Annotated in this window: 23 protein-coding genes; 18 read left to right on the top strand and 5 right to left on the bottom strand. The window is 48.6% G+C overall.

Annotation, left to right across the window (positions count from 1 at the left end):
• Positions 1-10: 10 nt before the first annotated feature.
• Positions 11-562, bottom strand: coding sequence for a hypothetical protein (locus I2I11_RS06520; protein WP_196266880.1), 552 nt, complete (start codon positions 560-562; stop codon positions 11-13).
• A 300-nt stretch (positions 563-862) separates the two neighbouring features.
• Here I2I11_RS06520 and I2I11_RS06515 point away from each other — a divergent pair, with 300 nt between their 5' ends.
• The 5 genes from I2I11_RS06515 to I2I11_RS06495 all read left to right on the top strand — a co-directional run bounded on the left by I2I11_RS06515 (position 863) and on the right by I2I11_RS06495 (position 5199).
• The gene (locus I2I11_RS06515) at positions 863-1483 is read left to right on the top strand and encodes a YdeI/OmpD-associated family protein (protein WP_196266879.1); all 621 of its coding nucleotides are present in this window, start codon (positions 863-865) and stop codon (positions 1481-1483) included.
• A gap of 318 nt (positions 1484-1801) precedes the next feature.
• Entirely contained in the window at positions 1802-2704 is a 903-nt protein-coding gene (locus tag I2I11_RS06510) for a hypothetical protein (protein WP_196266878.1), read from the top strand.
• Positions 2705-2833: 129 nt separating this feature from the next.
• On the top strand, positions 2834-3733 hold the full coding sequence (locus tag I2I11_RS06505; RefSeq protein WP_196266877.1) for a helix-turn-helix domain-containing protein: 900 nt from the start codon (positions 2834-2836) through the stop codon (positions 3731-3733).
• On the top strand, positions 3726-4193 hold the full coding sequence (locus tag I2I11_RS06500) for a nuclear transport factor 2 family protein (RefSeq protein ID WP_196266876.1): 468 nt from the start codon (positions 3726-3728) through the stop codon (positions 4191-4193). Before I2I11_RS06505 ends, I2I11_RS06500 begins: the two co-directional genes overlap by 8 nt.
• 16 nt (positions 4194-4209) lie before the next feature.
• Positions 4210-5199, top strand: coding sequence for an aldo/keto reductase (locus I2I11_RS06495; RefSeq protein WP_196266875.1), 990 nt, complete (start codon positions 4210-4212; stop codon positions 5197-5199).
• A gap of 108 nt (positions 5200-5307) precedes the next feature.
• Here I2I11_RS06495 and I2I11_RS06490 read toward each other — a convergent pair whose 3' ends face one another.
• The 3 genes from I2I11_RS06490 to I2I11_RS06480 form a co-directional block, all read right to left on the bottom strand.
• A complete protein-coding gene (locus tag I2I11_RS06490; protein WP_196266874.1) occupies positions 5308-5868 on the bottom strand; it encodes a hypothetical protein in 561 nt (186 codons plus the stop codon).
• A 198-nt stretch (positions 5869-6066) separates the two neighbouring features.
• Entirely contained in the window at positions 6067-8451 is a 2385-nt protein-coding gene (locus I2I11_RS06485; RefSeq protein ID WP_196266873.1) for a TonB-dependent receptor, read from the bottom strand.
• 156 nt (positions 8452-8607) lie between these two features.
• Entirely contained in the window at positions 8608-8934 is a 327-nt protein-coding gene (locus I2I11_RS06480; RefSeq protein ID WP_196266872.1) for a hypothetical protein, read from the bottom strand.
• Between the two features lie 264 nt (positions 8935-9198).
• On the opposite strand from I2I11_RS06480, the gene htpG reads away from it, so the two are divergent.
• Both htpG and I2I11_RS06470 read left to right on the top strand, forming a co-directional pair.
• Positions 9199-11022 carry a molecular chaperone HtpG gene (gene htpG / locus I2I11_RS06475; protein ID WP_196266871.1) on the top strand — a complete coding sequence of 608 codons (1824 nt, stop codon included), beginning with the start codon at positions 9199-9201 and terminating at the stop codon, positions 11020-11022.
• Between the two features lie 278 nt (positions 11023-11300).
• Complete coding sequence (locus I2I11_RS06470; protein ID WP_196266870.1) at positions 11301-12212, top strand: toxin-antitoxin system YwqK family antitoxin; 912 nt, start codon at positions 11301-11303, stop codon at positions 12210-12212.
• On the opposite strand, the gene I2I11_RS06465 is transcribed toward I2I11_RS06470, so the two are convergent.
• Complete coding sequence (locus tag I2I11_RS06465) at positions 12209-12571, bottom strand: YraN family protein (RefSeq protein ID WP_196266869.1); 363 nt, start codon at positions 12569-12571, stop codon at positions 12209-12211. The two genes, I2I11_RS06470 and I2I11_RS06465, sit on opposite strands and share 4 nt — an antisense overlap.
• 60 nt (positions 12572-12631) lie before the next feature.
• Here I2I11_RS06465 and I2I11_RS06460 point away from each other — a divergent pair, with 60 nt between their 5' ends.
• The 11 genes from I2I11_RS06460 (at position 12632) to porN (ending at position 23761) form a co-directional block, all read left to right on the top strand.
• Complete coding sequence (locus I2I11_RS06460; RefSeq protein ID WP_196266868.1) at positions 12632-13627, top strand: bifunctional phosphoglucose/phosphomannose isomerase; 996 nt, start codon at positions 12632-12634, stop codon at positions 13625-13627.
• 4 nt (positions 13628-13631) lie between these two features.
• Positions 13632-14372, top strand: coding sequence for a lipoyl(octanoyl) transferase LipB (gene lipB / locus I2I11_RS06455; RefSeq protein ID WP_196267162.1), 741 nt, complete (start codon positions 13632-13634; stop codon positions 14370-14372).
• Positions 14356-14760, top strand: coding sequence for a hypothetical protein (locus I2I11_RS06450; RefSeq protein ID WP_196266867.1), 405 nt, complete (start codon positions 14356-14358; stop codon positions 14758-14760). Before lipB ends, I2I11_RS06450 begins: the two co-directional genes overlap by 17 nt.
• A gap of 119 nt (positions 14761-14879) precedes the next feature.
• Positions 14880-15935 (top strand): MraY family glycosyltransferase, encoded by a 1056-nt coding sequence (locus I2I11_RS06445; protein WP_230679942.1) that lies wholly within the window; start codon positions 14880-14882, stop codon positions 15933-15935.
• The gene (locus tag I2I11_RS06440) at positions 15910-17094 is read left to right on the top strand and encodes a DUF4271 domain-containing protein (protein ID WP_370582933.1); all 1185 of its coding nucleotides are present in this window, start codon (positions 15910-15912) and stop codon (positions 17092-17094) included. Before I2I11_RS06445 ends, I2I11_RS06440 begins: the two co-directional genes overlap by 26 nt.
• Positions 17095-17158: 64 nt before the next feature.
• The gene (locus I2I11_RS06435; protein ID WP_196266866.1) at positions 17159-17968 is read left to right on the top strand and encodes a uroporphyrinogen-III synthase; all 810 of its coding nucleotides are present in this window, start codon (positions 17159-17161) and stop codon (positions 17966-17968) included.
• A 161-nt stretch (positions 17969-18129) separates the two neighbouring features.
• Positions 18130-19092: a PorP/SprF family type IX secretion system membrane protein gene (locus I2I11_RS06430; protein ID WP_196266865.1), complete on the top strand. Its 963-nt coding sequence runs from the start codon at positions 18130-18132 to the stop codon at positions 19090-19092.
• A 230-nt stretch (positions 19093-19322) separates the two neighbouring features.
• Positions 19323-20333 carry a T9SS ring complex lipoprotein PorK/GldK gene (porK, locus tag I2I11_RS06425; protein ID WP_196266864.1) on the top strand — a complete coding sequence of 337 codons (1011 nt, stop codon included), beginning with the start codon at positions 19323-19325 and terminating at the stop codon, positions 20331-20333.
• Positions 20334-20421: 88 nt separating this feature from the next.
• Positions 20422-21222, top strand: a complete 801-nt coding sequence (gene porL, locus I2I11_RS06420; RefSeq protein WP_196266863.1) for a type IX secretion system motor protein PorL/GldL — start codon at positions 20422-20424, stop codon at positions 21220-21222.
• Between the two features lie 59 nt (positions 21223-21281).
• Positions 21282-22880, top strand: a complete 1599-nt coding sequence (gene porM / locus I2I11_RS06415; protein ID WP_196266862.1) for a type IX secretion system motor protein PorM/GldM — start codon at positions 21282-21284, stop codon at positions 22878-22880.
• A gap of 14 nt (positions 22881-22894) precedes the next feature.
• A complete protein-coding gene (gene porN, locus I2I11_RS06410) occupies positions 22895-23761 on the top strand; it encodes a type IX secretion system ring subunit PorN/GldN (RefSeq protein ID WP_196266861.1) in 867 nt (288 codons plus the stop codon).
• Positions 23762-23958 lie beyond the last annotated feature (197 nt).

Raw genomic sequence — 23958 nt, 5'->3', positions numbered from 1 at the left:
GAAAATTAGGTTACTGGCAGCTCCAGTCGGAGCCGGCGCCAACCGAGGCCGTTTGCTGAAAAGCTACCACAATCGGCGCGTCTCCGGGCATGGTGGATAACTGCAGGGCGCCGTCGCGCAACTGCAGCTTTACATGACCATCGTTGTCGCCAATGGCCAGCAGGGCATTATCCTGATCCCGGAAAGTATAGCTGTGGTTGGTGTTAAGGCCAGTGGCAGTCAGTTCTGTTACCCGGTATACTTTTGCTTTGCGGAGTGCTCCTGTTTTGCTCAGCGCCAGTTTGTCAGCGCTTTCTACTTTGCCGCCAATCCAGACATTTTCGCCCAGGCAGTCGGCAGTTTTAGCAATCAGGTCGAAATAAGCCTCATCGGCCGGCGCCTCTATGGCGGCCAGCGTTACAGGTGTTTTCTGTACGGCAGCTACGGGCATTTCCTGCTCTGGTGCCGTTTCCTGTGCATTGCGATCTACGCGTGCAGTGCAGGAGGCATACAGCAGCACCATCAGGAACAGAGATGCCAGTAAGGTTAAATCGGATAAATCGGAAGTAGAGGTTTTTGTCATAAGCAAAGTATAGTTTATGTCTGTTATTTTATACTTGCCGGATTTTATTAAGTTGTGGTTTAACAGGAATATTTTATTTGCTTGTATTTGATAATCAATTATATAAATGGTTTTCCTGAGGCTGCTGGTAAATAGGCCATGGAGCAGGACAGAAAGGTTTTATTCTGAGATATTGCTGTTCGCGGATAAGCAGCGCCGCAACCGTTTAAGTGAAAATAGCACAGTTCTCTGCCACCTGTCCGGATAAGGGAGTTGAAATTTTATATTAGCTTAGAAGCCTCTTTTACTTATCAACAAACCATGCAGAATTTAGGAAAGAAACTACAGTTAAAGCCCGGCAGCAACCTGCTGCTGTTAAACGCACCGGCAGAAGTTGCCGATATACTGGCTGCCGAAGGCTATACTTCAAGCAATGCAGCATTAGCCGGCAGTTACCAGGCAGTGCTGCTGTTGGTGCACAGCAAGCAGGAACTGGAGCAATTTGCGCCTCAGTCTGTTGCTGCACTAAAACCGGAGGGAATGCTGTGGATCGCTTATCCTAAGAAAACATCCGGCATAAAATCTGACCTGACGCGCGATAAAGGCTGGAAAGTGCTGGCAGATCTGGGGTATGCACCTATCAGGCAAGTAGCTGTAGATGATACCTGGTCGGCGCTGCGCTTTAAACATGCCTCAGAACGAAAGGAGCCATCAAAATTTGGTACAGATATGCCCGGCATCGATCGCACCGCTAAAACCGTGGTGCCACCTGCAGATATGCAGCAGGCCCTGGATGCGGCCGGCGTAACTGCTCTCTTCCAGCAACTGGCCTTTACACACCGCAAGGAGTACGTGGTGGCGGTGTTGGAAGCCAAACGACCCGAAACACGAGCTAAACGCATAGCAGAAACAGTGAAAGCCCTAAAAGCCCGCCTGACTTAAAAAGCACGATGCGGGCACTCCACTCTGGGTACATTAATTCGGAGCCATTGCAGGCCTGTCAAGCGCTAAGGTATAATCCCCGATAGGCCAGATGATTGCACCAGCTTGAAGGACTTTAAGAACAAATAAGGTGTCTTGTGTCAGGTATTTATTCCTTAGCCATCCTGATAAAAATCCTCTGTTAGTGGCAGTTCTGCGTCATGCCCAGCTTTGAGATTGCTAATTGTTTGAAATTCGTAAGTATTGGTTTGAAACCAGGTATAAGAAGTTTAACAAATCAGGTTCTTTTGCGCTTGTAAATCTTTACCAAGCAAGCTTATGCAAAATAATGTCTGGTTTATAACTGAAGCAGGCAAGGAATGGGATAGAAAGCTATCTTTCTTAACCAAGTATGTTCGCGCCCTGTTTCCAATGGTATCCTCTTCTCTGGCATCTTATATTCCTGCCCAAAGCACATTGCTATTGTTTGTCCTTTTATTTCCTGCGCAACTGGCTTTCTCGCAAGAGGCGGATAGTACCAGGTTTATCAATCATTTTGCAGGTGCAGTCAGTGTTACCAACAAAGGAATCTCTACCATACCCAGTTTTACACTGGGCAAACCTGCCGTTATATTTGATATGTCGGTTGGTACAAGGAAACTCAGTTTTGAACCGCAATTCCGCTTTGCGCTGGAAGGCAAGCCCTGGTCTTTCCTTTTCTGGTGGCGGTATAAATTGCTCTCCACCGACAAGTTCCAGGTTAACCTTGGAGCACACCCTGCCCTTAATTTCAGAACCGAGCAGGTTCTTTTAAACGGAACATCAAAAGAAGTAATAGTGGCCCGGCGCTATTTAGCCGGAGAGCTGGCACCCACGTATTTACTTACAAAGGATATAAGTCTTGGCCTGTATTACCTGTATTCCCGTGGCATCGAGAAAGATGTAGTCAGGAACACTCACTTTTTGTCACTAAGAAGCAGTTTTGCAAACATCAGGCTATCAGAGCAATATTTCATGCGGTTTACACCCCAGGTCTACTACCTGAAAGCAGATATGCAGCATGGATTTTATGTTAACCCTACGCTGGTGTTGGCGAAGAGAAATTTCCCGTTTTCGGTTTCATCAACCTTCAACAAAACCATCAAAACCAGTATTCCGGCAAGCCGGAACGCTCTTTGGAATGTAAGCTTAATTTACTCTTTTAATAAGGAATACATTCAGAGGCAACCCGTTGGTTTATAAAACTGCGTAGTTAATAGCAAGGCAGAAGTAAGCTGCCTTGCTATTAAAAAATTAATTCTTTAGAATTTGTAAGGAGCCGCTTTTGATGCCTGAAAAGTCGTTCTGTTTGAAGGTTATAAGTTTAACAGGATGGATAAGATCGAGAAGATAGATGATTTTTATAAACACAAGCTCAACTGGATGCCTGACTCAATTCGTAAGGAAATCGGGCATTTCAATGTATTAAAGCTGGACCCTTTTGTGGGACGGAGCGCGAGGCCAGTACCTTATCGGCGCAGAGACTACTATAAGATTACGCTCGTTATCGGTAACAGCAAAGTGCACTACGCCGATAAAGTGCTGGAAGTGCAGAACCAGGCGCTGGTCTTTTCAAACCCGCAGATACCCTATAAGTGGGAGCAAATTGATAGCATCCGAAGCGGCTTCTTCTGCGTCTTTGATCAGCTATTCTTTCATCAGTATGGTAATTTAAGCCAGTATGCGGTGTTCCAACCCGGCGGCATACCGGTTTTTGAGCTATCGGATGAGCAGACACAAAAGGTAAGCGGTTTGTATGAACGGATGTTTGAAGAAATCACTTCTGATTACATCCACAAGTATGACGTCTTGCGCACGCTTGTTTTTGAACTGCTGCATTTTGCCATGAAAATGCAGCCCTCTGCCAAACTGGATAAGCAGCCCATCAATGCTTCTCAGCGGATATCTGCCTTGTTTCTGGAGCTCTTAGAACGTCAGTTCCCTATTGATGACAACCACCAGACAATCAGCCTGCGTACTGCGGCTGATTTTGCAGGGCAGCTAAACGTGCATGTAAATCATTTGAACAGGTCGGTAAAAGAAACAACGCAGAAAACCACCTCGCAGCTAATTGCCGAGCGCCTTTTGCAGGAAGCAAAAATCCTGCTGAAGCACAGCGCCTGGAATGTATCTGATATTGCCTATGCCCTGGGCTTTACGGAAGTAACCCATTTCAACAATTTCTTCAAAAAACATGTGCAGCTAAGTCCTTCTGGATTCAGGAATGTTTGAATTACGTAACAGGTCGTTTGATTTTTGTTACCCTCCGGCCAGCTGCCATACTACTTTTGTAAACAACATTCTTTCAGACATAGATACATTGGCACAAGCAACAACCGCAGCGGAGATTCTGGAATTGTCACAGGACAAGTTCCGTTGGAAAACAGAGGGGCAGGTAGATAAGGTAGCAGATTTATTCGACGATGAATTAGTATTTGTCCATATCACAGGACAGATTACCACCAAAGCTGATTGGATAAATCAACTGAGAACAGGAAGGTTTGTTTACAATAAAATAGTACAAAAAGAGGCTTCTGTTAAAGTGTATGGAAACACCGCCGTGCTGGTTGGGAAAGCCTCCTTTACGGTAAATGGGGGCAGTGTATACAAACTTGTCTATACGGAGGTTTACACTAATAAAAACGGCAAGTGGAAGTTAGTTAACCTGCATACCACTTCGGGTAGCTTTTAATTCAAATCCAAAAAAGATGAAAACAAGGAAATTAGGAAATAGCGGGCTGGACGTATCTGCCCTCGGACTTGGTTGTATGGGAATGAGCTATGGCTACGGGCCGGCGCATGACAAGCAGGAAATGATTAAACTGATTCATGCAGCAGTTGAAAAAGGCGTTACCTTCTTTGATACAGCAGAAGCGTACGGGCCCTACACAAACGAAGAATTGTTAGGCGAAGCGCTCGCTCCTTTTCGTGAACAGGTCGTAATTGCTACCAAATTCGGTTTCAAATTTAACTCCGAGGGAGGGCAGGCAGGTATGGATAGCAGGCCCGAACATATCAGAGCTGTGGCTGAAGCCGCGCTAAGCAGATTGAAAACGGATGTGATTGACCTGTTCTACCAGCACCGCGTAGACCCGAACGTGCCGATTGAAGATGTGGCTGGAGCCGTGAAAGACCTGATTCGGGAGGGCAAGGTAAAGCACTTTGGCCTTTCCGAAGCTGGCGCACAAACTATTCGGCAGGCACATGCTGTCCAGCCAGTCGCGGCCCTTCAAAGCGAATATTCTTTGTGGTGGAGAGAGCCTGAACAGGAGATCATCCCTACGCTGGAGGAACTTGGCATCGGCTTCGTTCCTTTCAGTCCGCTTGGGAAAGGCTTTCTGACAGGTGCCATCAACGAGAATACAAAATTCGACCGTACCGATTTTCGCAATATTGTTCCGCGCTTTACGGAAGAAAACAGAAAGGCTAACCAGAAGCTGGTTGATTTGCTGGGAGAGATTGCAAAACAGAAAGAGGCGACACCGGCACAAGTTGCCCTAGCCTGGTTGCTGGCCCAAAAACCGTGGATTGTGCCCATACCCGGTACAACAAAACTGCACCGTCTGGAGGAAAACCTCGGAGCAGTAGAAGTCAGCTTGTCCGCAGAGGATGTTAATGAGATAGATAGCGCTTTTGCAGCAATTCCGGTGCAGGGAGCCCGTTACCCCGAACACCTGCAAAAAAGAGTTGGCCGCTAAGAAAGTCTACACATGACTGAAGTATAAAAGCGGCGTGTGAAGCGCAAGTATAAAACAAAAGAGGCTGCGTAATCAGATTACGCAGCCTCTTTTAAATTTCATGATGTTTTACTGAATCACTACCGGGAAGTCTACCTGCACGTCGGTTTCGCCTTTGGTAATGTCGCTGGTGGCGCCTTTTAAGTTTGGCTGGTGCTTCAGCGTTACGCGGAGCGTGCCGGAACTGGTGGCGGCTGTCTCAAATGTAGCTTCCAGGCCTATCGGACGGTTGTTGCTGTCGAGGTCGGTTTTGGTTACTGTGAGATTAGCGCCTGTAACATTGAAAAAAAGCTCGTGCTCATCTCCCTCGGTTTTTACCTCTGCTGTCATATCCTCCACAGGCGTTTTGCTTTCATCTTTCAAGGTGATGGTCCCTTTGTAAACCGTGTTGGGTGCCAGGTTCAGGGCATCTACGACAGGATCTGCGCCACCCACGCCATCCGGATCACTGAAAGTAGCGGTAACGTTCTGTCCTTTTCCTTCCGGCACCAGGCTGATTTGCACCGTCGTAATTTCTTCCTGCTCTTCTACAATCGGTTTGGGATCATCGCCGCCGCCACATGCCGATACAGCAAGAGTTAAACTGCCTGCTAAAAGTATGGCAAGGTATGGTCTGAATAGCTTTTTCATAATAATAGTGTATAAAAGGTGTTCGTGAATCTGACAAAGATAAGTTTATGAATGATAAGTAAGAGGTTGAAATTAGTTTCAATCATCCTCTCTCTTTGTCATTCCGGAAGAAACCTGGTAGAAGGGAGGTCAAGTATTTGCGGCTTTCCCACAAGGTCCTTTCAGGATGACAAAATAGTTTAAAGCTTGTACCTATACTTAATTTCTTGTGAAAGTAAGCGGCACTTTTACCCGGAACAGCAGCATTCGCCCTAAGTCGTCGGTATAGTACCGGAAACGGTTCAGGTAATCACGGTACGCGGTATTAAGCAGGTTGTTGCCCGTGATGCCCACCTCCAGCGGCTGCTTGCCTAAGTGCAGGGTTGTGCCCGCCTCGGCGTGCAGCAGAAAATAAGCATCCGGTGGCAGAGCATAATCCTGGTCGGTTTGGGTTGGATACCGCGTTTGCGCCGCCACATATTGCCCGCCTACCGAAAAGTATGATTTGCCCCAAAGCCCGCTGCTATCGTCATTGCCGAATTCATAACGAAGGCTGTTGTCGTAGCTGTCGGCCGGAATGCCTACCAGCCATTCGCCGGTGCCGGTGTTGCGGGCCCGCACAATCGTTGTTTTAGATTCCAGCGTCAGTTCATCAAGCAGCTTGTATTGCAGGCTCAAATCAAATCCCCGGAAAATAGCATCTACCTGCTTATACTTAAAAGTAGGGAAAGCGCCTTTAGGCGACAGCGTGAATGTTTGCGTGGGCGCGAGGTAAATGTAATTGTTGATATAGTTGTTGTACACACTAAACTGGCCGCTGAAGCGCGGACTGCCGAAATATTGGGCGGAGGCCTCGAAATTATAAGCTTTTTCGATAAGCAGGTGTTCGTCGCCGATCTCGTAAATGCCGGAGGCGTGGTGCACGCCATCGCTGAACAGTTCGTTTACACCGGGCGCGCGCCAGGCTGAAGCCGCATTCAGGCCCAGCGTGAGGTGGTACCCCACATCATACATCGCCCCAACCGTGCCCGACACATGCTGATAATCATACTTGTGCTTTTCAACATAGGTGTTTTCTACCAGATCCTTCACCTGCACGTGCTTGTAGTCGTAGCGGATACCGCCTTCGAGCTGCAGCCTGTCTTTGCGCCACTTTTCCAGCGCAAATATGCCGGGGTTAAAACTGGTGTAGAATGGCAGAAAGTCGCTGTAGAGCCAGGTGTTGTTCTGGTAAATGGTGTTGATGCCTGCAGAACCCGTAAAATTGCCAACAGGTTTGTGCTCCCAGATGGTTTCGGTGGTTTGGGTGCTGATGGCCAGGTGCATGGCCGGATGGCCGGATTCCACGTTGTGTACATCATACTCGTCCCGCACATCATTCTGGAAGCCGTATGTGAATGAGAGTTTTCCAATATCGCCTGTATTCAGGTATACTTTGGCTTTCAGCAAATCGTGGCGGATGTCCTGGTAAGGCCGGTTGATATCATAAGTAAACTGTACCGTGTCGGCACCAAAAGGTTTGCCGCGTGCAATTGCGTTTTCTATATCGGTGATATTGCCGATATGCGAGGCCGACAGAATACCCAGCTTGGTGTTAAACTGGCTGTAAAACAATTCGGCACCATAATTTTGCTTATGGTAGCCAAATGCCGCCGAAAAGTTGCGCTCGTTAAAGCCGGTGTTCTGCATGTAATAGTCCGGCGTTCTGGCGTTGCCCGCTTTTTTAAGCGTGCCCTGCAGGCGCCAGCTCAACAGCGGCAAATTTGGCACTGTGCCTTCCGCCGTGGCCGATATAGCACCCTGACGGTTGTTGGTTGTGCCCAGCAAATTCAGTTCTCCCGAAATCCCTGCGGCAGAATCCGGTAACGCTTTGGGCTCTATTATTACTACCCCGCCAATGGCATCAGCACCATAACGTACGCCGGCAGCACCTTTAATCACTTTCATCTCGGTAGCCACAAACGGGTCAATCTCAGGTGCGTGCTCTGTCCCCCACTGCTGCCCTTCCTGGCGCACACCGTTGTTGAGTAGCAGCACGCGGTTACTGTGCAAACCATGTATAACAGGTTTGGCAATGGTTGGCCCGGTCTGCAAGCTCGATACACCCGCGAGTCCTGCCAGCGATTCTGCCAGCGACAATCCACGTGTTTCTTCCAGTTGCCTTCCCGATAAGGTTTGTGAAGCCTGCGCCTCATCTTTCAGGTGCGCTCCCGTTACCTCTACCGCCTGCAGCAGGTGCGTGTCAGAGTGTAGTTGCAGGTTGCGGGTAACAGAGCTGGTGAGCTTATAGGTAAAGTCCTCCTGCTGGTAGCCCACATAAGTTACTTTCAGTGTATAAGTGCCCTGGCAGAGATCGTGGAAGTGGTAATTGCCGGCCTCATCTGCCACTGTGGCTTTGCCGAGCTGCGTTATGTAAACAGTGGCGCCGACCAAAGGCGCTCGGGAGTCGTGGTCCAGCACTTTGCCCGAAATAGTCAGGCCGCAGTTTTGTTCAGCGCCGGTTGGTGCATTGGTGTCTGGCGGCGCTTGTGCCAGCAGTGGCTGTGCAGCCAAAAGCAGCAGCGCCGGTAACAGCAATAACCGCTTTTTATATAGTATAAACATTTTCTGTCGGATGGAGGAGACAGGCGCCTGTAAGCAGTTGCACAGCTCCGGTAAGTATAGCATCAGCCGCAGGTGTTGGCCTGGCGTATGGCTACAAAAACTTTTAGAAGGTGCTGCCATTTAAGTATAAACCTGCCTGGCAGCCAAGGGATATGATTAGGCCAGCGGCGGGCCACGCAAGCAAGTATAGGCAACAGTGTGTTTGTGCCGGCTGATTTGATAGTTGCTCGTGTAGGCAGCTGTGTGTGCGGCAGGTGGCGTAGCCTCAAAAGAAATCAGGCTGCCCTGATAGGGTGCACCAAACAAATCTTCGACAGGGCAATGGACGTGTTTGCCGGCTACCTGCGCCTGGTGGTGGTCTGCTTGCTCAGTATCTGTTGTGTGGCTGTGATGGTGCAGTTCCAGCAAAAGCGCATCCGGCACCATTACTCTTATAAAGAGCAATAGCAGGAAGAGGGCAATATAATGGAGGCGGCGCTGCACGTGCTTGTCAGTTAATTACAAAGATAGCAAGTATAAGTTACACCATGTTGCATGGACCGTGTAAATCATGTCGGAACATTGAAATGATGGAGCATTTGTGCCGGCTACAAGTACAAAGTTGCCTGCGGCTGCCACTGTTTGCCGCCCTGCTTCTGACAACCTGTCACAAAGTTCGTGCTAAATCTGCTCTGGAACAGGATTTGACAACTACCTGTTGATTATACAATCGTGTAAAACATATTACTAAAAATATAAAGTATAGCTATGGAAGAAAGAGGCAGTATCTCCATCCACACCGAGAACATTTTCCCGATCATCAAGAAGTTCTTATACTCTGATCATGAGATCTTCCTGCGGGAGCTGGTGAGCAATGCCGTAGACGCCACCCAGAAAATTAAGCGCCTGGCAGCTATCGGCGAGTTTACGGGCGAACTGGGCGACCTGACCGTGAAAGTGGCAGTGGACAAAGAGGCCCGCACCATCACAATCGCCGATCACGGCATTGGTATGACAGCCGAGGAAATTAAGAAGTATATCAACCAGATTGCCTTTTCGGGCGCCTCTGAATTTGTGGAGCGCTACAAAGACTCCGGCGACAAAAGCCAGATCATCGGCCAGTTCGGTTTGGGCTTTTACTCTGCCTTTATGGTGTCTGACCGCGTGGAGATCATTACCAAGTCTTACAAGGAAGGCTCTGAGGCAGCGCACTGGACCTGCGACGGCAGCACTGAATTTGCCATCATCGATGCGGAAAAAGAAACCCGTGGCACCAACGTTATTTTGAACGTAACTGAAGATTCGGAGGAGTTTTTGGAGCCGGCCCGCATCCGTGCCATTCTCGACAAGTACTGCAAGTTTTTGCCGGTGCCGGTAGAGTTTGAGGGAGAAGTGATCAACAACCCCAATCCTATCTGGACAAAGCAGCCTTCGGAGCTGACCGATGAAGACTACAAAGCTTTTTATAAAGAGTTGTACCCGTTCTCGGAGGCGCCGCTGTTCTGGATTCACCTCAACGTAGACTATCCGTTTAACCTGACGGGTATTTTATACTTCCCTAAAATCAAAAACGAGTTTGAGCTGCAGCGTAATAAAATTCAGCTGTACTCACGGCAGGTGTTTATTACGGATGAAGTAAAAGACGTAGTACCCGAGTTCCTGATGCTGCTGCATGGCGTGATTGACTCGCCGGATATTCCGCTGAACGTGAGCCGCTCGTTCCTGCAGGCTGACTCCAGCGTGAAGAAGATCAACACTTACATCACCAAAAAAGTAGCCGACAAGCTCAACGAACTGTTCAAGAAAGACCGCACCGCTTTTGAAAGCAGTTGGAGCGACATCAACGTGTTTGTGAAGTATGGCATGCTGAGCGATGACAAGTTCTATGAAAGAGCCAAGGATTTTGTGCTGCTGCAGAGCACCGACGGCAAGTATTATACTATAGAAGAGTACAAAGCGCTGGTAGCACCAAATCAGACGAACAAGAGCGACCAGCTGGTGCTGCTGTATACAACCGATGAGAACAAGCAGCATGCTTTTGTGGAGGCCGCACAAAGCCGCGGATACAATGTGCTGAAACTGGATACGCTGATAGATAGCCACTTTATTGGTTTGCTGGAGCAGAAACTGGAGAAAACAACCCTTAAGCGTGTAGACTCTGAAACAACCGACAAACTGATTGAGAAAGACGAGACAAAAGAGAGCGTACTCAACGACAAAGAGAAAGAAGACCTGAAAACGGCATATGAGCAGGCCATCAGCAACCAGCACATGCTGGTTGAGGTGGCGCCACTTTCTCCGGACGATGCACCGGTGGTGATTACGCTGCCCGAGTTTATGCGCCGCATGAAGGACATGAGCAAGAGCGGCGGTGGCGGTATGATGTTTATGGGCGACATGCCGGACACTTACAATGTAACTATTAATGCCAACCATCCGCTGAACCAGCGCGTGCTCAGCGCCGCAGACGAGGACAAGACACGCATCGCACGCCAGGCATTCGATTTGGCCCTGCTGTCGCAGAACATGCTGTCTGGTGCCGCCCTGACGGCTTTTGTAAAGCGCAGCTTCGATCTGATGACCAAAGAATAATACCTTACATTTATACTTACAGCGAAAGGCAGCGCCCGCAGGTGCTGCCTTTTTTGCTTTTGAAGCAAAGTATGAAACTTAGCAAAGACAAGTATAGTTATAGGGGCAAAATAAGTGAAGCAGCGTGCGCATGTATGATTTTTGCGCATCTTTACGTTCTGTTTAAAGGCTGCGTTGTTAAATTGCTGATGCATTATACTTTAATCTGAACCAGCAATTTAGCTATCCAACAATTTACTTATTCAGGCATTAAAAATTCAGTTATTCAAAATTAAAGTATGCGGCAGTATCTCCGGTTCAGCGTTTTTGTAGCAGGTATAAGTTTGATGTTTTTGGGCGGCTGTAGCCAACCCCAGTGGAACAGCGACTATAACCTGAACCAGGCCCGCCTGAAGGCAGGGGCAGCAGATCCTCAGGCGCTGGCTTCAGCCGACTCCGCCAAACCCGTTATTGATCTGCCGAAAGAGGAAGAGGAAAAAACCGGCAAGCATAAAAAGAAGCGGAACAAGCGCTATTTTATGGGCTACAAAGTAAAGCACGGTTTCGTAAAGTCGGGCCCGCGTGGTGACCATGAAGTGCTGGAAACATTCAGCTACCTGCCCGAGTTTGAGGCCCCCAACCCCTACGCTCCCGACAAATACATGTATGACAGCAAAAAGCGTAAGCTCTACCGCACCCGCAATACCATAGAAGATAATGGCCGCTACTTTGTGCTGCACGGGCCTTATACTAAAAAGATAGGCGGCGAAGTGGTGGAGGAAGGCTATTTTTATGTAGGCACCAAACACCTGCGCTGGGAGAAATACCGCAAGGGCGACGAGCAGATCCTGGTTGGTAAAGAGCATTATGACAAAGGCTTTCTGCGCGATGCTGTGATAACATACTATGAAGGAGCTGATAAGAAAATAAAAGAAGTGATACCGTATGAGTATGGCGAAGTGCAGGGCACCTACTATCGCTTTTATGAAAACGGGCAGGTAGAATGGTCGGGGCAATACGACAAAGGCCGTAAAGTTGGCCTCTGGATTAAGCACTACGACTTCCGCAACCGCCGTCACTACGAGTACCAGTATCCTAAAACAGCCTACGAAGCGCCGGCGGAACCATACCTGCTGAAAGAGTACGACCGCCACGGCACGCTTATTTACGAGAAAGACAAGCTGGACAAACGCTCGCAGGCACAGCGCTAGTGAAAGGCGTCCTCGATGTGGTGAATAACAGGTGGGGCGCTTAGCGTAACAGAGATAATATCGAAGCGGACATCGTGCTGCCAGTTCTGCTGCTCGATGTAAGCCGCGGCGGCGGTCAGGAGCAGTTCCTCTTTCCTGGGGCTGACCGCTTCTTCCGGGTAGCCGTACACATCGGTAGCCCTGGTTTTGACTTCTACGAACACCAGCAGGCTATCTTTTTGGGCAATGATGTCTACTTCAGCACGTTTATACCTATAGTTCCGGTGCAGGATGGTGTAGCCTGACTGCTGTAGATACCTGGCAGCCATACCTTCGCCGTGCCGGCCTGTACGGATGTGGGTGTTTGTTTGAGAAGCCATGTAAAACTTGTAAATTGCATCAGACCAAGGCAAAGCCTGACGCCTGAATACATCTCTGCTATGAAACAATTTGTTGAAGAATTTATACAGCACCTGCAACAGGCCATCCGGCTTGGAGAGCGCGCTGCAGTTACACTTTCAGGTACTCCCTACAACAACGTTGTTATTGCCGGTATGGGCAGCGCCGGTATTGCCGGCGACCTTGTAAAGGCTTACGTGGCCGACAAGCTTGCGGTGCCCGTTATCATACATAAAGGTTACCATATTCCTGCTTTTGTTGGTTCAGACACACTTTTTATTGCCGCTTCATTTTCCGGCATTACCGAAGAAACCTTGGCAGCCGTGCGTGCTGCTTTAAAGCAGGAAGCCACCGTGGCCTGCATCACTTCCGGTGGCGAGCTGCAGCGCATCGCCCTGGAAAACAACCTGCCGCACCTCCTCATTCCCGGTGGGCCGGGGCAGCGGCGGGCAACGCTGGTGTATGCTGCAATAGAAATGTTGTATCTGTTACACTACGCCGGGCTGCTGGACGATACCTTTAAAACAGAACTGGCGCAGAGTATAACGTTGCTGCAGGAGCAAACCGGAGGTATAAAAGTGCAGGCAAGTGCCCTGGCCAGCGCCTTTCAGGGTAAGTTGCCGGTGCTGTATGCCAGCCGCACGTTTAAGCCGGTAGCTGTGCGCCTGCAACAGCAACTGAACCAAAATGCCAGGCAACTGGCGCACGTTAATGTTTTTCCGGAGATGAACCACAACGAACTGGAGGGCTGGCGCAATCCGGAACAACTGTTCGGCCAGCTGGCGGTGCTCCTGATTTATACTTCCTACGATCATCCGCGGGTGCACCTGCGGATGGAGCTTAGTACGCCTGTTTTTAAGCAGCGCGTAGGTGATGTGATGACCATTGAGGCTGCCGGCGCCACTTTTCTGGAGCAGGCATTCTACCTTGTCCACCTGTTCGACTGGGTATCCGTATACCTGGCCGAACTGAATGGTGTGGATTCTGAAACCAACAATACAATTAACAACCTGAAAGACAAGCTCTCGAAGGCTTAAAACGCTGCACGTGTTACAGAATAAAGAAATACAGTTCGAACATCTGGGGCTCATCGATTACCAGGCCGCATGGGACTATCAGGAGCAATTATTTGCCAGCCTGGTAGACCTGAAAGTGCAGAACCGCCAGGCAGCGCCTGACGCGCAGCAACCCACGCCCAATTACCTGCTGTTTTGCTCGCACCCGCACGTATATACCCTGGGCAAGAGTGGCCACGAAGAACACCTACTGCTAAATGCCGAAGGCCTAAAAGCCAAAGGCGCTACTTTTTATAAGATAAACCGCGGCGGCGACATTACGTATCATGGCCCGGGGCAGATTGTCGGCTATCCGATCCTGGATCTGGATAACTTCTTTACCGATATTCATAAGTACCTGCGTTACCTGGAGGAGGCCGTTATACTTACCCTGGCAGAATACGGCGTGGCAGCAGGCCGCATTCCGGGGCTTACAGGCGTATGGCTGGATTACGAGGAGCAGCGCAACCCGCGCAAAATATGTGCGATGGGGGTAAAGTGCAGCCGCTGGATTACAATGCATGGCTTTGCCTTCAACATCAATGCCGATTTAGATTATTTCAATAACATTATACCCTGCGGTATCTCTGACAAACAGGTAACATCGCTGGCCAGAGAACTTGGCCACGAGGTGCCGCAGGCAGCGGTAGAGGAAAAACTGATACGTCACCTGGCAGCTTTATTTGGCGCCACTATCACCATTGCTTCGCATGAAAAAAGATATTGATTTTGGTACAGTAGAAGGCGTTTCCATAGCAGTAGCAGCCGCCCCCGACACAGGCGGGGAACCAGCCTGGGATGTATACCTGATAAATAACAACCCTTTTCCGCTGGATAACGTGCTGGTTGCCTCCAAAGGCTACGGTATGGTAGAGGGTAACGAGGTAAAAACGTCTGTGCTGCGGCACCTTTTTGAGCAGGTGGCGGCCAAAAGCTTTGTGCAGATAGAGCCCATTGATCCGGCCCTTTTTCACATCAACAACGAATATTGGGTAAGCTATTACGTAGACAGGCAAATTTTTGACAAAAAGTATGTTTTTGTGCCGGATTCTATCACCACCGACAACCTTATAGAAATAAGTATACTGCAGATGCAGGGGGTATTGCATTCGTAATATTGCTGCGCCAGCGCCGGCAGCGGAAGGTAGCGGCTGCACCGGTTTATACTTTTACCGGAATTATACTTTAGAAATATCGGGAATTTTGCATTCCTTTGCTTCCGCATTTCAAATTTATGGAACAGAGCCTCTTATCCCTTATACTTTCTTTTAGCTGGGCATTCCTGATTGCGATTTTCGCTGTTCCATCCATTGTGCGCGTAGCACACCTGAAAAACATTCTGGACCAGCCAAACAACCGCACCATACATGAATCGCTGACACCCAGGTTGGGCGGACTGGCTGTGTTTGCAGGCTTTATGTCGGCGCTCACTATCTTCACAGATCTTAGTAATGGTGTGCAGCAATTACTGGCAGGCTGCATTATCCTTTTCTTTATCGGGCTTAAAGACGATCTTATCAGTATTTCGGCTCTGAAAAAATTTGCCGTGCAGTTGCTGGCTACAGGCATCGTTATGTTTATGGCCGATATCCGCATTACCAGCTTTCAGGGCATCTTTGGCGTGGGAGAACTGCCGATCGGTATCAGCTATGGCTTTACATTCCTGGTGATCATTGGTATTACCAATGCTGTTAACCTGATAGACGGGCTGGATGGACTGGCCGGTACCATTGTGCTGGTCATAGCAGCCACCTTCGGCATCTACTTTTACTTGTATGGCGGAATGACATACGGCAATTATGCTGCTGTAGCTTTCTGCCTGATTGGGGGAATGCTGGGATTTTTACGTTATAACTTTCATAGGGCCACTATCTTTATGGGCGATACCGGATCGCTTCTCTGCGGGTTTATCCTGTCGGTGCTGAGCATAGAGTTTATTGAGATGCATGCAATGCCCGCCGCACCCGCCGTGGCACTCGGTATCCTGTTTGTGCCGCTTTTTGATACAATGCGCGTATCCCTCATCCGGATGATGAAGGGAAGCTCCCCTTTTATACCCGACCGCAATCACATACACCACCGCCTGCTGGCGATGGGTTTTAATCAAATCAGCACAGTGCTTATCCTCGGAATTCTGAATATTATCGTAATTCTGTTTGTGATAAAATTTGCAGCCTGGGGCAACCTGAACCTGTTACTGGCCTTACTGGTGTTTTCTGTGTTGCTGAGTACTGTATTGGGAGTATATAAATCGAGGAGGAGAGGTGCAGAACGTATTGCAAAGGTATAGAGCGGACTGGTGCAGCTTTTTATTGCTGTGGGTTATACTTATACTTGGTCCTGCGTTGCCGCTGAAGGCGCAGGTGCTGCCGCTGGAGCAGAAAAACACCATCACCGCTGACTGGCTGGTGTATGAGCCCGGAACGGCGCGGCTGGTGCCTTATGTGGCCGGGATGCATACGGGTTACAAGGCCATCCACCAGTGGCTGTCGGTGAGCCAGGCCCAGCCCTTTGTAATTGGCTTTACAGCGCAGAAAGGCCTTTGCCTCTTCCTTAATAACCAGCTTATCTTTAAGGCGGATGCCACCGCACGCTATACCCTGGATATAACACAGCACACCAGCGATTTAAAGCCTGTGGCAGGAAAGTACCTGCTGACTGTGTGGCATCCCGAGCACCAGCCTAATGTTAATACGTTCCGTAACCAGGTGCGGGAAGAGAATAGGACTGTACGGCCTGATCAGCGGCCATTTACTATCCGGGCGCGGGATTATATAAATCAGAATGCCTTTATCCTGTTTATGCTTTTGATAGGGCTGATTTATGGCTGGCTGAAGACCAGCTATCCGGCCGAATTCGGCAATATATTCCGTCTGGGCGCCTTTGACCGGAGCAGCTCGGCGAAGGAAGCATTCCTGATGAAACCTGTCCGTTCATGGTCCAGTGTGCTGTTTGTGCTGGCTTTTTCGCTCACCATGGCCCTGCTTATTGCGGCTATACATACCAATGTGCAGCACATCCGGCTTTTCAACAGGCTGTTCCCGGTGTCGCAGGCAGATATTACCACCAAGATTGTATTTTATACATTTCTGGTATTTGTAGTTATCCTGCTAAAGTACCTTTTCCTGAAAGTGATGGGTTTTATATTCGGGCTGGAACAGGTAGTGCAGGTACAATACCGCGAGTTTATCAGGACACTACTATTTCTGGGTATGTTTCTACCAGGGGTGCTGCTGCTCTACCTGGCCCTGAATGCCTCCAGCCCGGAGGCCATTCTGCTGGTTTCCAACCTGGCAGTATCTTTGCTTCTGATATTCACGGTACTTCGTGTTTTTGCTTCCGTAAATAAGAAGGTGCCCGTACTAAATTTGCATTTATTTTCATACCTTTGCGCCACAGAAGTGATTCCGCTGGCGATTATGCTTAAGCTGATAGTTTTCAACTTTTAAAAACACAATTAGGCGGTTTAGCGGGGCATGGCAGGTGATAATTTAACAACCGCATTATTCCAATATGGCTGAAAACAAAGCAAAGGGTAGCGCAAACCCTGACAGAGGCAAACTACCCATTAAAAGTATCCTGGTTACGCAACCACAGCCTACCACTGATAATTCGCCATACTTGTCTATTGCTGAGAAGTATGATATCAAGGTAGATTTCAGGGCTTTTATAGATGTGGAGCCAGTCCCATACAAAGAGTTCCGAAAGGATAAAGTGGATATTCTGGCGCACACGGCTATTATTTTTACGAGCCGCAATGCCGTGGATCATTTCTTTCGCATTTGCCAGGAAAGCAAAATAGAGATGCCCGCTGATATGAAATACTTTTGTATTTCGGACCAGACGGCTTATTACCTGCAGAAGTATATTGTGCTGCGCAAGCGCAAATTGTTTGTAGGCGAGAAAACGGCCAGGGATCTGTTGGAAGTTATCAAAAAACATAAAAATGAGAATTTCTTGTTCCCCTGCTCCAACATTCGCAAAGAGGATATTCCGGCGTTTCTGACGGCAAACAAAATCAAGCACACAGAGGCCATCATCTACAAAACCGTAGCGGCTGACCTGTCGGACCTGGATGATGTAACGTATGATTGTCTGGCTTTTTTCAGCCCGTCGGGTATTACGTCGCTGTTTGCCAACTTCCCGGATTTTAAGCAGAACAACACGCGCATTGCGGCATTCGGGCCTACCACAGCCAAGGCTGTGCTGGACGCAGGCCTGGAGCTTGACATAGAGGCGCCTATGCCGAACGCGCCGTCAATGACCGGGGCCATCGAAGTATACATTCAGAACCAGAAGCATAAGCAGGAAGCAAAAAAATAAAGCGCCGGTTGTAACTTTTATTCCGGATTTGCATACTAACTAAAACGCAAAAGTAAGCAGGCTCAACGGCATACTTACTTTTGCGTTTTAGCGTTTAATGGCTATATTTGGAATGACGGCAACCTTTATCTGTCATTCGGTATTTTGCCTTCCTGCAGCCTATGAAAAAGTTTCTACCTGTTATCATGTTGTTCCTGTTATGCCATCCGCTGGTTTGGGCACAACAGCAGCCACAGTTTACGCATTACAGTTTCAACGGCATGCACATCAGCCCTGCTTATGCCGGTATCACCAACCACCCCGAAATATTTTCTATTTACCGTTACCAGTGGCTTGGCTACGATGCCACATTGGATGACGGCGGCTCGCCGCGCACGATGCTGCTTTCGGCTAGCACCCCCGTAAGGCTGCTGCACGGCGGTGTAGGCGTAAGCCTGATGCGCGACAGGATAGCAAATTTTACGTACCTGCAGGCAGCCCTCTCCTACTCCTATCATATTAACATCGGCGAAACCGGCAAGTTGGGTATTGGTGTGCAGGGCACTGTTAACAACATCAAACAAGGCGCTTACCGTGCCAACGACCCGAACGACACGCACGTGCCTTACAACAGCTCTGATAGCAAGTATGACCTGGGCGCCGGCCTGTGGTACCAGTCCGACCAGTTTTATGCCGGTGGCGGTATTACAAACCTGCTGCATTCCGAATATCTTTTTCAGGACTCCTCTGCTACGGGTAACGGGCGCTATTTAAGTGAGAATCATATTTACATTACCGGCGGTGTTAATTTGCCGGTGAGCGCCGATGTGGTGGTTACACCCACGGCGCTTTTTAAGTATGATACCGAAACTTTTTCGTACGATGCCGGCGTGCGGGCAACTTATGCTGAAAAATATTGGGCCGGATTGAATTATAGGCATAAGGAAGCTGTTAGTGCTCTTGTTGGATTATCTCTGTTCCAGGATAATGCGCTACGGGTAGGATATGCATTTGATTTCACAACGTTCAATACAGCGGCCAAAGCGCCCACCTCGCACGAGGTGATGCTGAGTTACAGATTGCCTGAGCCCGTTGTAAGAATCCGGCCGGCCATCAGAACCCCGCGTTATTTCTTCTCCAGATAGAGCCTGTCCAACAAAAAAAGATTGCACTGAAAAAGTTTATACTTCATAGCACGCGCATAAAATATTTGTGATTAAGTGATATAATAATCAGCTCGTTACCGCGTTAAAAAATAATAAATACGTGTTGTAGCGAATTGTTTTTTATTTATTTCAAAATCATATACATTTGCTACACCCGTAAAAATGTGCTAAAATACATTACTACAAAATTTATACTTTTAGAAGCCATCATGAACAAATTACTTAAGCTGTCTTCCTTCGCACTGGCGGTGGTAGTGCTTGCAGGCTGCGGATTGAGAAAAGGTCCCCAGGGTGACCTGGTAGGTGCTGAAGATCGCCCGGAATACAATCCGCAGGAAGTGCCTTATGGTATGGTGGCCTGCCCGGGCGGTACATTCCACATGGGCCAGGCTGATGAGGACATTGCCGCTACCATGGCCAACCTGAACAAGCAGGTAACCATCAGTGGCTTTTATATGGACGAAACCGAGATTACCAACAACGAATACCGTCAGTTTATCAACGTAATGATGCAAGATTCGCTGGATGTGCTGGGCGAAGATTATATTATTACAAGTCTGTACCCGGATACCACGGTGTGGGTAAAAGATTATACTTACCACATGGGCGACCCCCTGATGGAGTATTATTTTTCGCATCCCGCTTTTGACGATTATCCGGTAGTGGGTGTAGACTGGTTTGCCGCACGCCAGTTCAGTGCTTGGCGCACCAAGCATAAAAATCAGGCCAATGCCGAAGAGGGTATAGCGCCGGTACCGCCATTTCGTTTGCCAACAGAGGCCGAGTGGGAGTATGCTGCCCGCGGCGGCCGCGATATGGCTATGTTCCCTTGGGGCGGCCCTTACCTGCGCAACGCCAAAGGCTGTCTGCTGGCTAACTTTAAGCCGGGCCGTGGCGATTACTACAGCGACGGCTTTACTTACACTGGCCCGGTAGCACAATTCTTTCCCAACGATTTCGGTCTGTACGACATGTCGGGCAACGTGGCCGAGTGGTGCGAGGATGCCTTTGCTGAAGCCAGTGTTCCGATTGTGTGGGACCTGAACCCGGTATACCGCGACGACAATGAGCCCAGAAAAGTAGTAAGGGGCGGCTCATGGAAAGATATTGCTTACTTCCTGGAAACAGGTACACGTAATTTCGAATACCAGGACTCGGCACGTTCATATATCGGTTTCCGCAATACTATGTACTTCTTAGGCCATTTACCCGGCAGATAGTTTTAAGCTGATAACCCATCCAGGCAGAAAAATTAAACTTATATAAATCCCCTAAATCACAACCTTTTACAATTAATTAAAAATTAAAATGAGCAAAGCTAAAGGTCGCAATTTTTTATATGACGTGTTGATGCCCAAAGTTTACGGTATCGGTGCTGCTGTCGTAATTGTAGGTGCATTGTTTAAAATCCAGCACTGGGCTGGCGCCGATTTGATGCTGATTCTTGGTTTGAGTACAGAGGCCGTTATATTTTTCCTGAGCTCTTTCCAGCCGCAGCATGCAGAACCTGATTGGGCAAGAGTATACCCGCAACTGGCAGATGAATATGCCGGCGAAGGCCTTATGCCAGTACAGCATACGTCGCAGGGTCCGTCTGTAACAGGTAAACTGGACGAAATGATGCGCAATGCCGCCATTACACCGGAAACCATCAACTCGCTGGGCACGGGCCTGAACAGGTTGAGCGAAACTGCCGCGCAAATGGCTGATATGAGCCAGGCTGCCACTGCTACCCAGGATTATACAGTTAGGGTAAAAGCTGCCGCAAACCAGCTCGATAACATGAACAAAGCCTATGCAACCACTGCAGAAGCCCTGTCGCACATGGCTGGCTCTACCGTGGATGCAAAAGAATATCACAACCAGATTCAGGGCATGACCAGGAACCTGGGCGCGCTGAATGCAGTTTACGAAATGGAACTGCAGGATGCCAACAGCCACCTGAAGGCAATGAACAAGTTCTATGGCAACCTGAGTATAGCCATGGACAACCTCTCGGATGCCAGCAAAAACACGGAGCAGTTTAAGGATGAAGTATCACGCTTAACGCAAAACCTGCATTCGCTTAACACGGTGTACGGCAACATGCTGTCAGCGATGAAGAGCTAATCCGGCCACGTGTATCAAGTCCTAAATCATCAAAGAAAAAAGTAAAGAAAGTATAAATAATGGCTGGAGGAAAAGAGACACCACGGCAGAAGATGATCGGTATGATGTACCTGGTACTAACCGCACTTCTGGCCTTACAAGTGAGCTCGGCGATCCTGTTAAAGTTTAAGTTCCTCGACGAAAGTATGATGGAAGTAAACAACAAGACAGTAAGTGATAATGCCGGAGTAATATCTAATATAAAGACCGCCGTGAACAAAGGCGGCAACAGAGCGAGTGATCAGCGTGTGCTGACAAACGCGCAGCAAATACGCCAGCAGACCTCAGAGTTGGTAAGCTATATTCACGGATTGCGTGATATGCTGGTACAGAAAACCGGTGGCGTAAACCCCGAAACCGGCCAATATGTAAACCCGTCTTCAGAGGATGTGGTGGCCATTAACATGATTGGCGCTTCTAACAAGAACAACGGCAAAGCCTACGAATTGCGTGATAAGCTGAACAATTACGCCAAGTTTATACGGCAGTATGACCCGAGTGTGCCGGCAAGTATAGCCCTTTCAGGCAGTGAAGACCCGGTGGCAAAAAGAGACAAAGCGCAGAAGAATAAGGACTTCGCAGAGCTGAATTTTGAAAATACGCCCCTGGTAGCGGCTTTGGCCACGCTGTCGCAGAAAGAAAACGAAGTGCTGAAGTATGAGGCGAATGCATTGCAGAAACTGGCGGCTTCAGTAGGCGCTGACCTTATCAAATTCGAGAAGATATTTGCTATGGCGCGTGCCGAGTCTAAAACAGTAGCAGCCGGTACCAAGTATAGAGCTGAAATGTTTATTGCAGCTTCTTCTGATGCGATTACACCGATTATGAAGTTCCAGGGTAAACCCATCAAGGTAGTGGATGGCAAAGGTATAATAGAATTCCCAGCTTCAGCCTCAAATTACGATGCAGATGGTAATTCTAAGCAAACCTGGAAAGGTTCTATCATAATCAATCAGAACGGCGAAGAAAAAGTTTATCCTGTTGAGGAAGAGTATATAGTAGCTAAACCGGTCATCCAGATTCAGTCTGCAGCTGTGCAGGCTTTATACTTCCAGTGTGCCAACGAACTGAACATTCAGGTGCCGGCTCTGGGCGCTATTTATGACCCAAGCTTTAGCGCATCCGGTGGCTCTGCCATTAAAGGTGCTAAAAAAGGTGAGGTAACAATTATTCCGACCGCAACGCAGGTAACCATTAACGTGAGCAGCGGCGGCAATGCTATCGGCAAAGAAACCTTTCAAGTGCGCCCGGTGCCAAAACCTGAACTGGTGCCCCTGGTAAATGGCCGTCCGATAGACGTGAAACGCGGTGTGCCGGCACAATCTATCAGGGCAGTTGAAATACAGGCGGTAGCGGACGAAGGCTTCAAACAATTATTACCGAACGAAGCACGTTATAGAGTTACCAAATGGAAAGCTTACCTGGTGCGCAACAACCAGCCGATTGATCAGGGCGAGTTTAACGGCCCGACAGCTAACCTGACCAGCTTTGCCGCCAAAGCAAGCAAAGGCGACAGGGTAGTGCTGGAGGTGCTGGATGTGAAGCGCCTGAACTATAAAGGCCAGGCGGTTGATGCCAAAGTTGGAGGTGATAACAACTGGATTATCCCGTTAAATTAAAAGCTCAAAGGCGTATGAAACTAATTAAAGCTATAGGTGTAGCAGCAGGGTTGATGTTATCTGTAGGGGCTATGGCACAGCAAGTGGCCACCACTACCTCCAGCAATCCTTCCGCGCGGCCTATTCCGGAATCGGATATCCTGTTTAAGAAAACAGTATGGCGTAAAATTGATTTGCGTGAAAAGCAAAACAAGCCTATGTTCTCCGAAAACAGGGAGATTACAAAGATTATCATCAACGCCGTAAAAAGCGGTGAACTGACAGCCTACAAAAACGACTCGCTGAATACGCCGCTTACACGTGAAGAATTTATTGCCAACATGACTTCGCAGGAAACCGCCGGTGGCCTGAGTGAAGAAGAAATAGCGGCAGGATTCGGAAAAGAGGAAGCAAAGGAGCAGGAAGACGCCTGGGGTGCTGCCCTTGGCGAAACAGAAACGCAGACAAGTACCGCGCCTGTCAGCAACGAGTACTTTCCGAAGCAGCTATACCTGTTGGAACTGAAGGAGAATGTTGTATTTGACAAAAAGCGCTCCCGCATGTACCACGATATCCAGTCTATTAGTGTAAAAGTGCCTTCCACACTTAATGCACTTGGGTTTGAGCAGAACGTAGGCAGCTTTAAGATGAGCGATCTGGTACGCGTTTTCCGCGCAAACCCGGAAATGGCGATCTGGTATAATGCCCAGAACGATGCACAGCATAAGAACCTGGCCGATGCTTTCGACCTGTGGCTTTTTAGCTCTTACATTACCAAAATATCGAACCCAGGCGACAGGGCGCTGGCCGATATTTATGGCGGTGGCAAAAAAGGCTTGCTGGCTGCACAGGAAGCTGCCGAAGCGCTCATCGAGTATGAGTACAGCCTCTGGAGCTACTAAGTATAAAGTAGAATCAAACATAATTAATCAAAAAAGGAGATGCATCGCATCTCCTTTTTTGATCATAAGCCGAAATGAAGGCCATGTATGGTTGCCGCAAGTGCAGGTTATACTTATACTTGCCAGAAACCACTCTAATTACAAAGTGCCTCGCAGTGTGCGCACATATGTATTTTAAATACCGGTCTATACTTGTA

This window comes from Pontibacter rufus (genome assembly GCF_015694705.1).
GTDB lineage: Bacteria > Bacteroidota > Bacteroidia > Cytophagales > Hymenobacteraceae > Pontibacter > Pontibacter rufus.
This window is presented reverse-complemented; position numbering and strand designations above follow the sequence as displayed.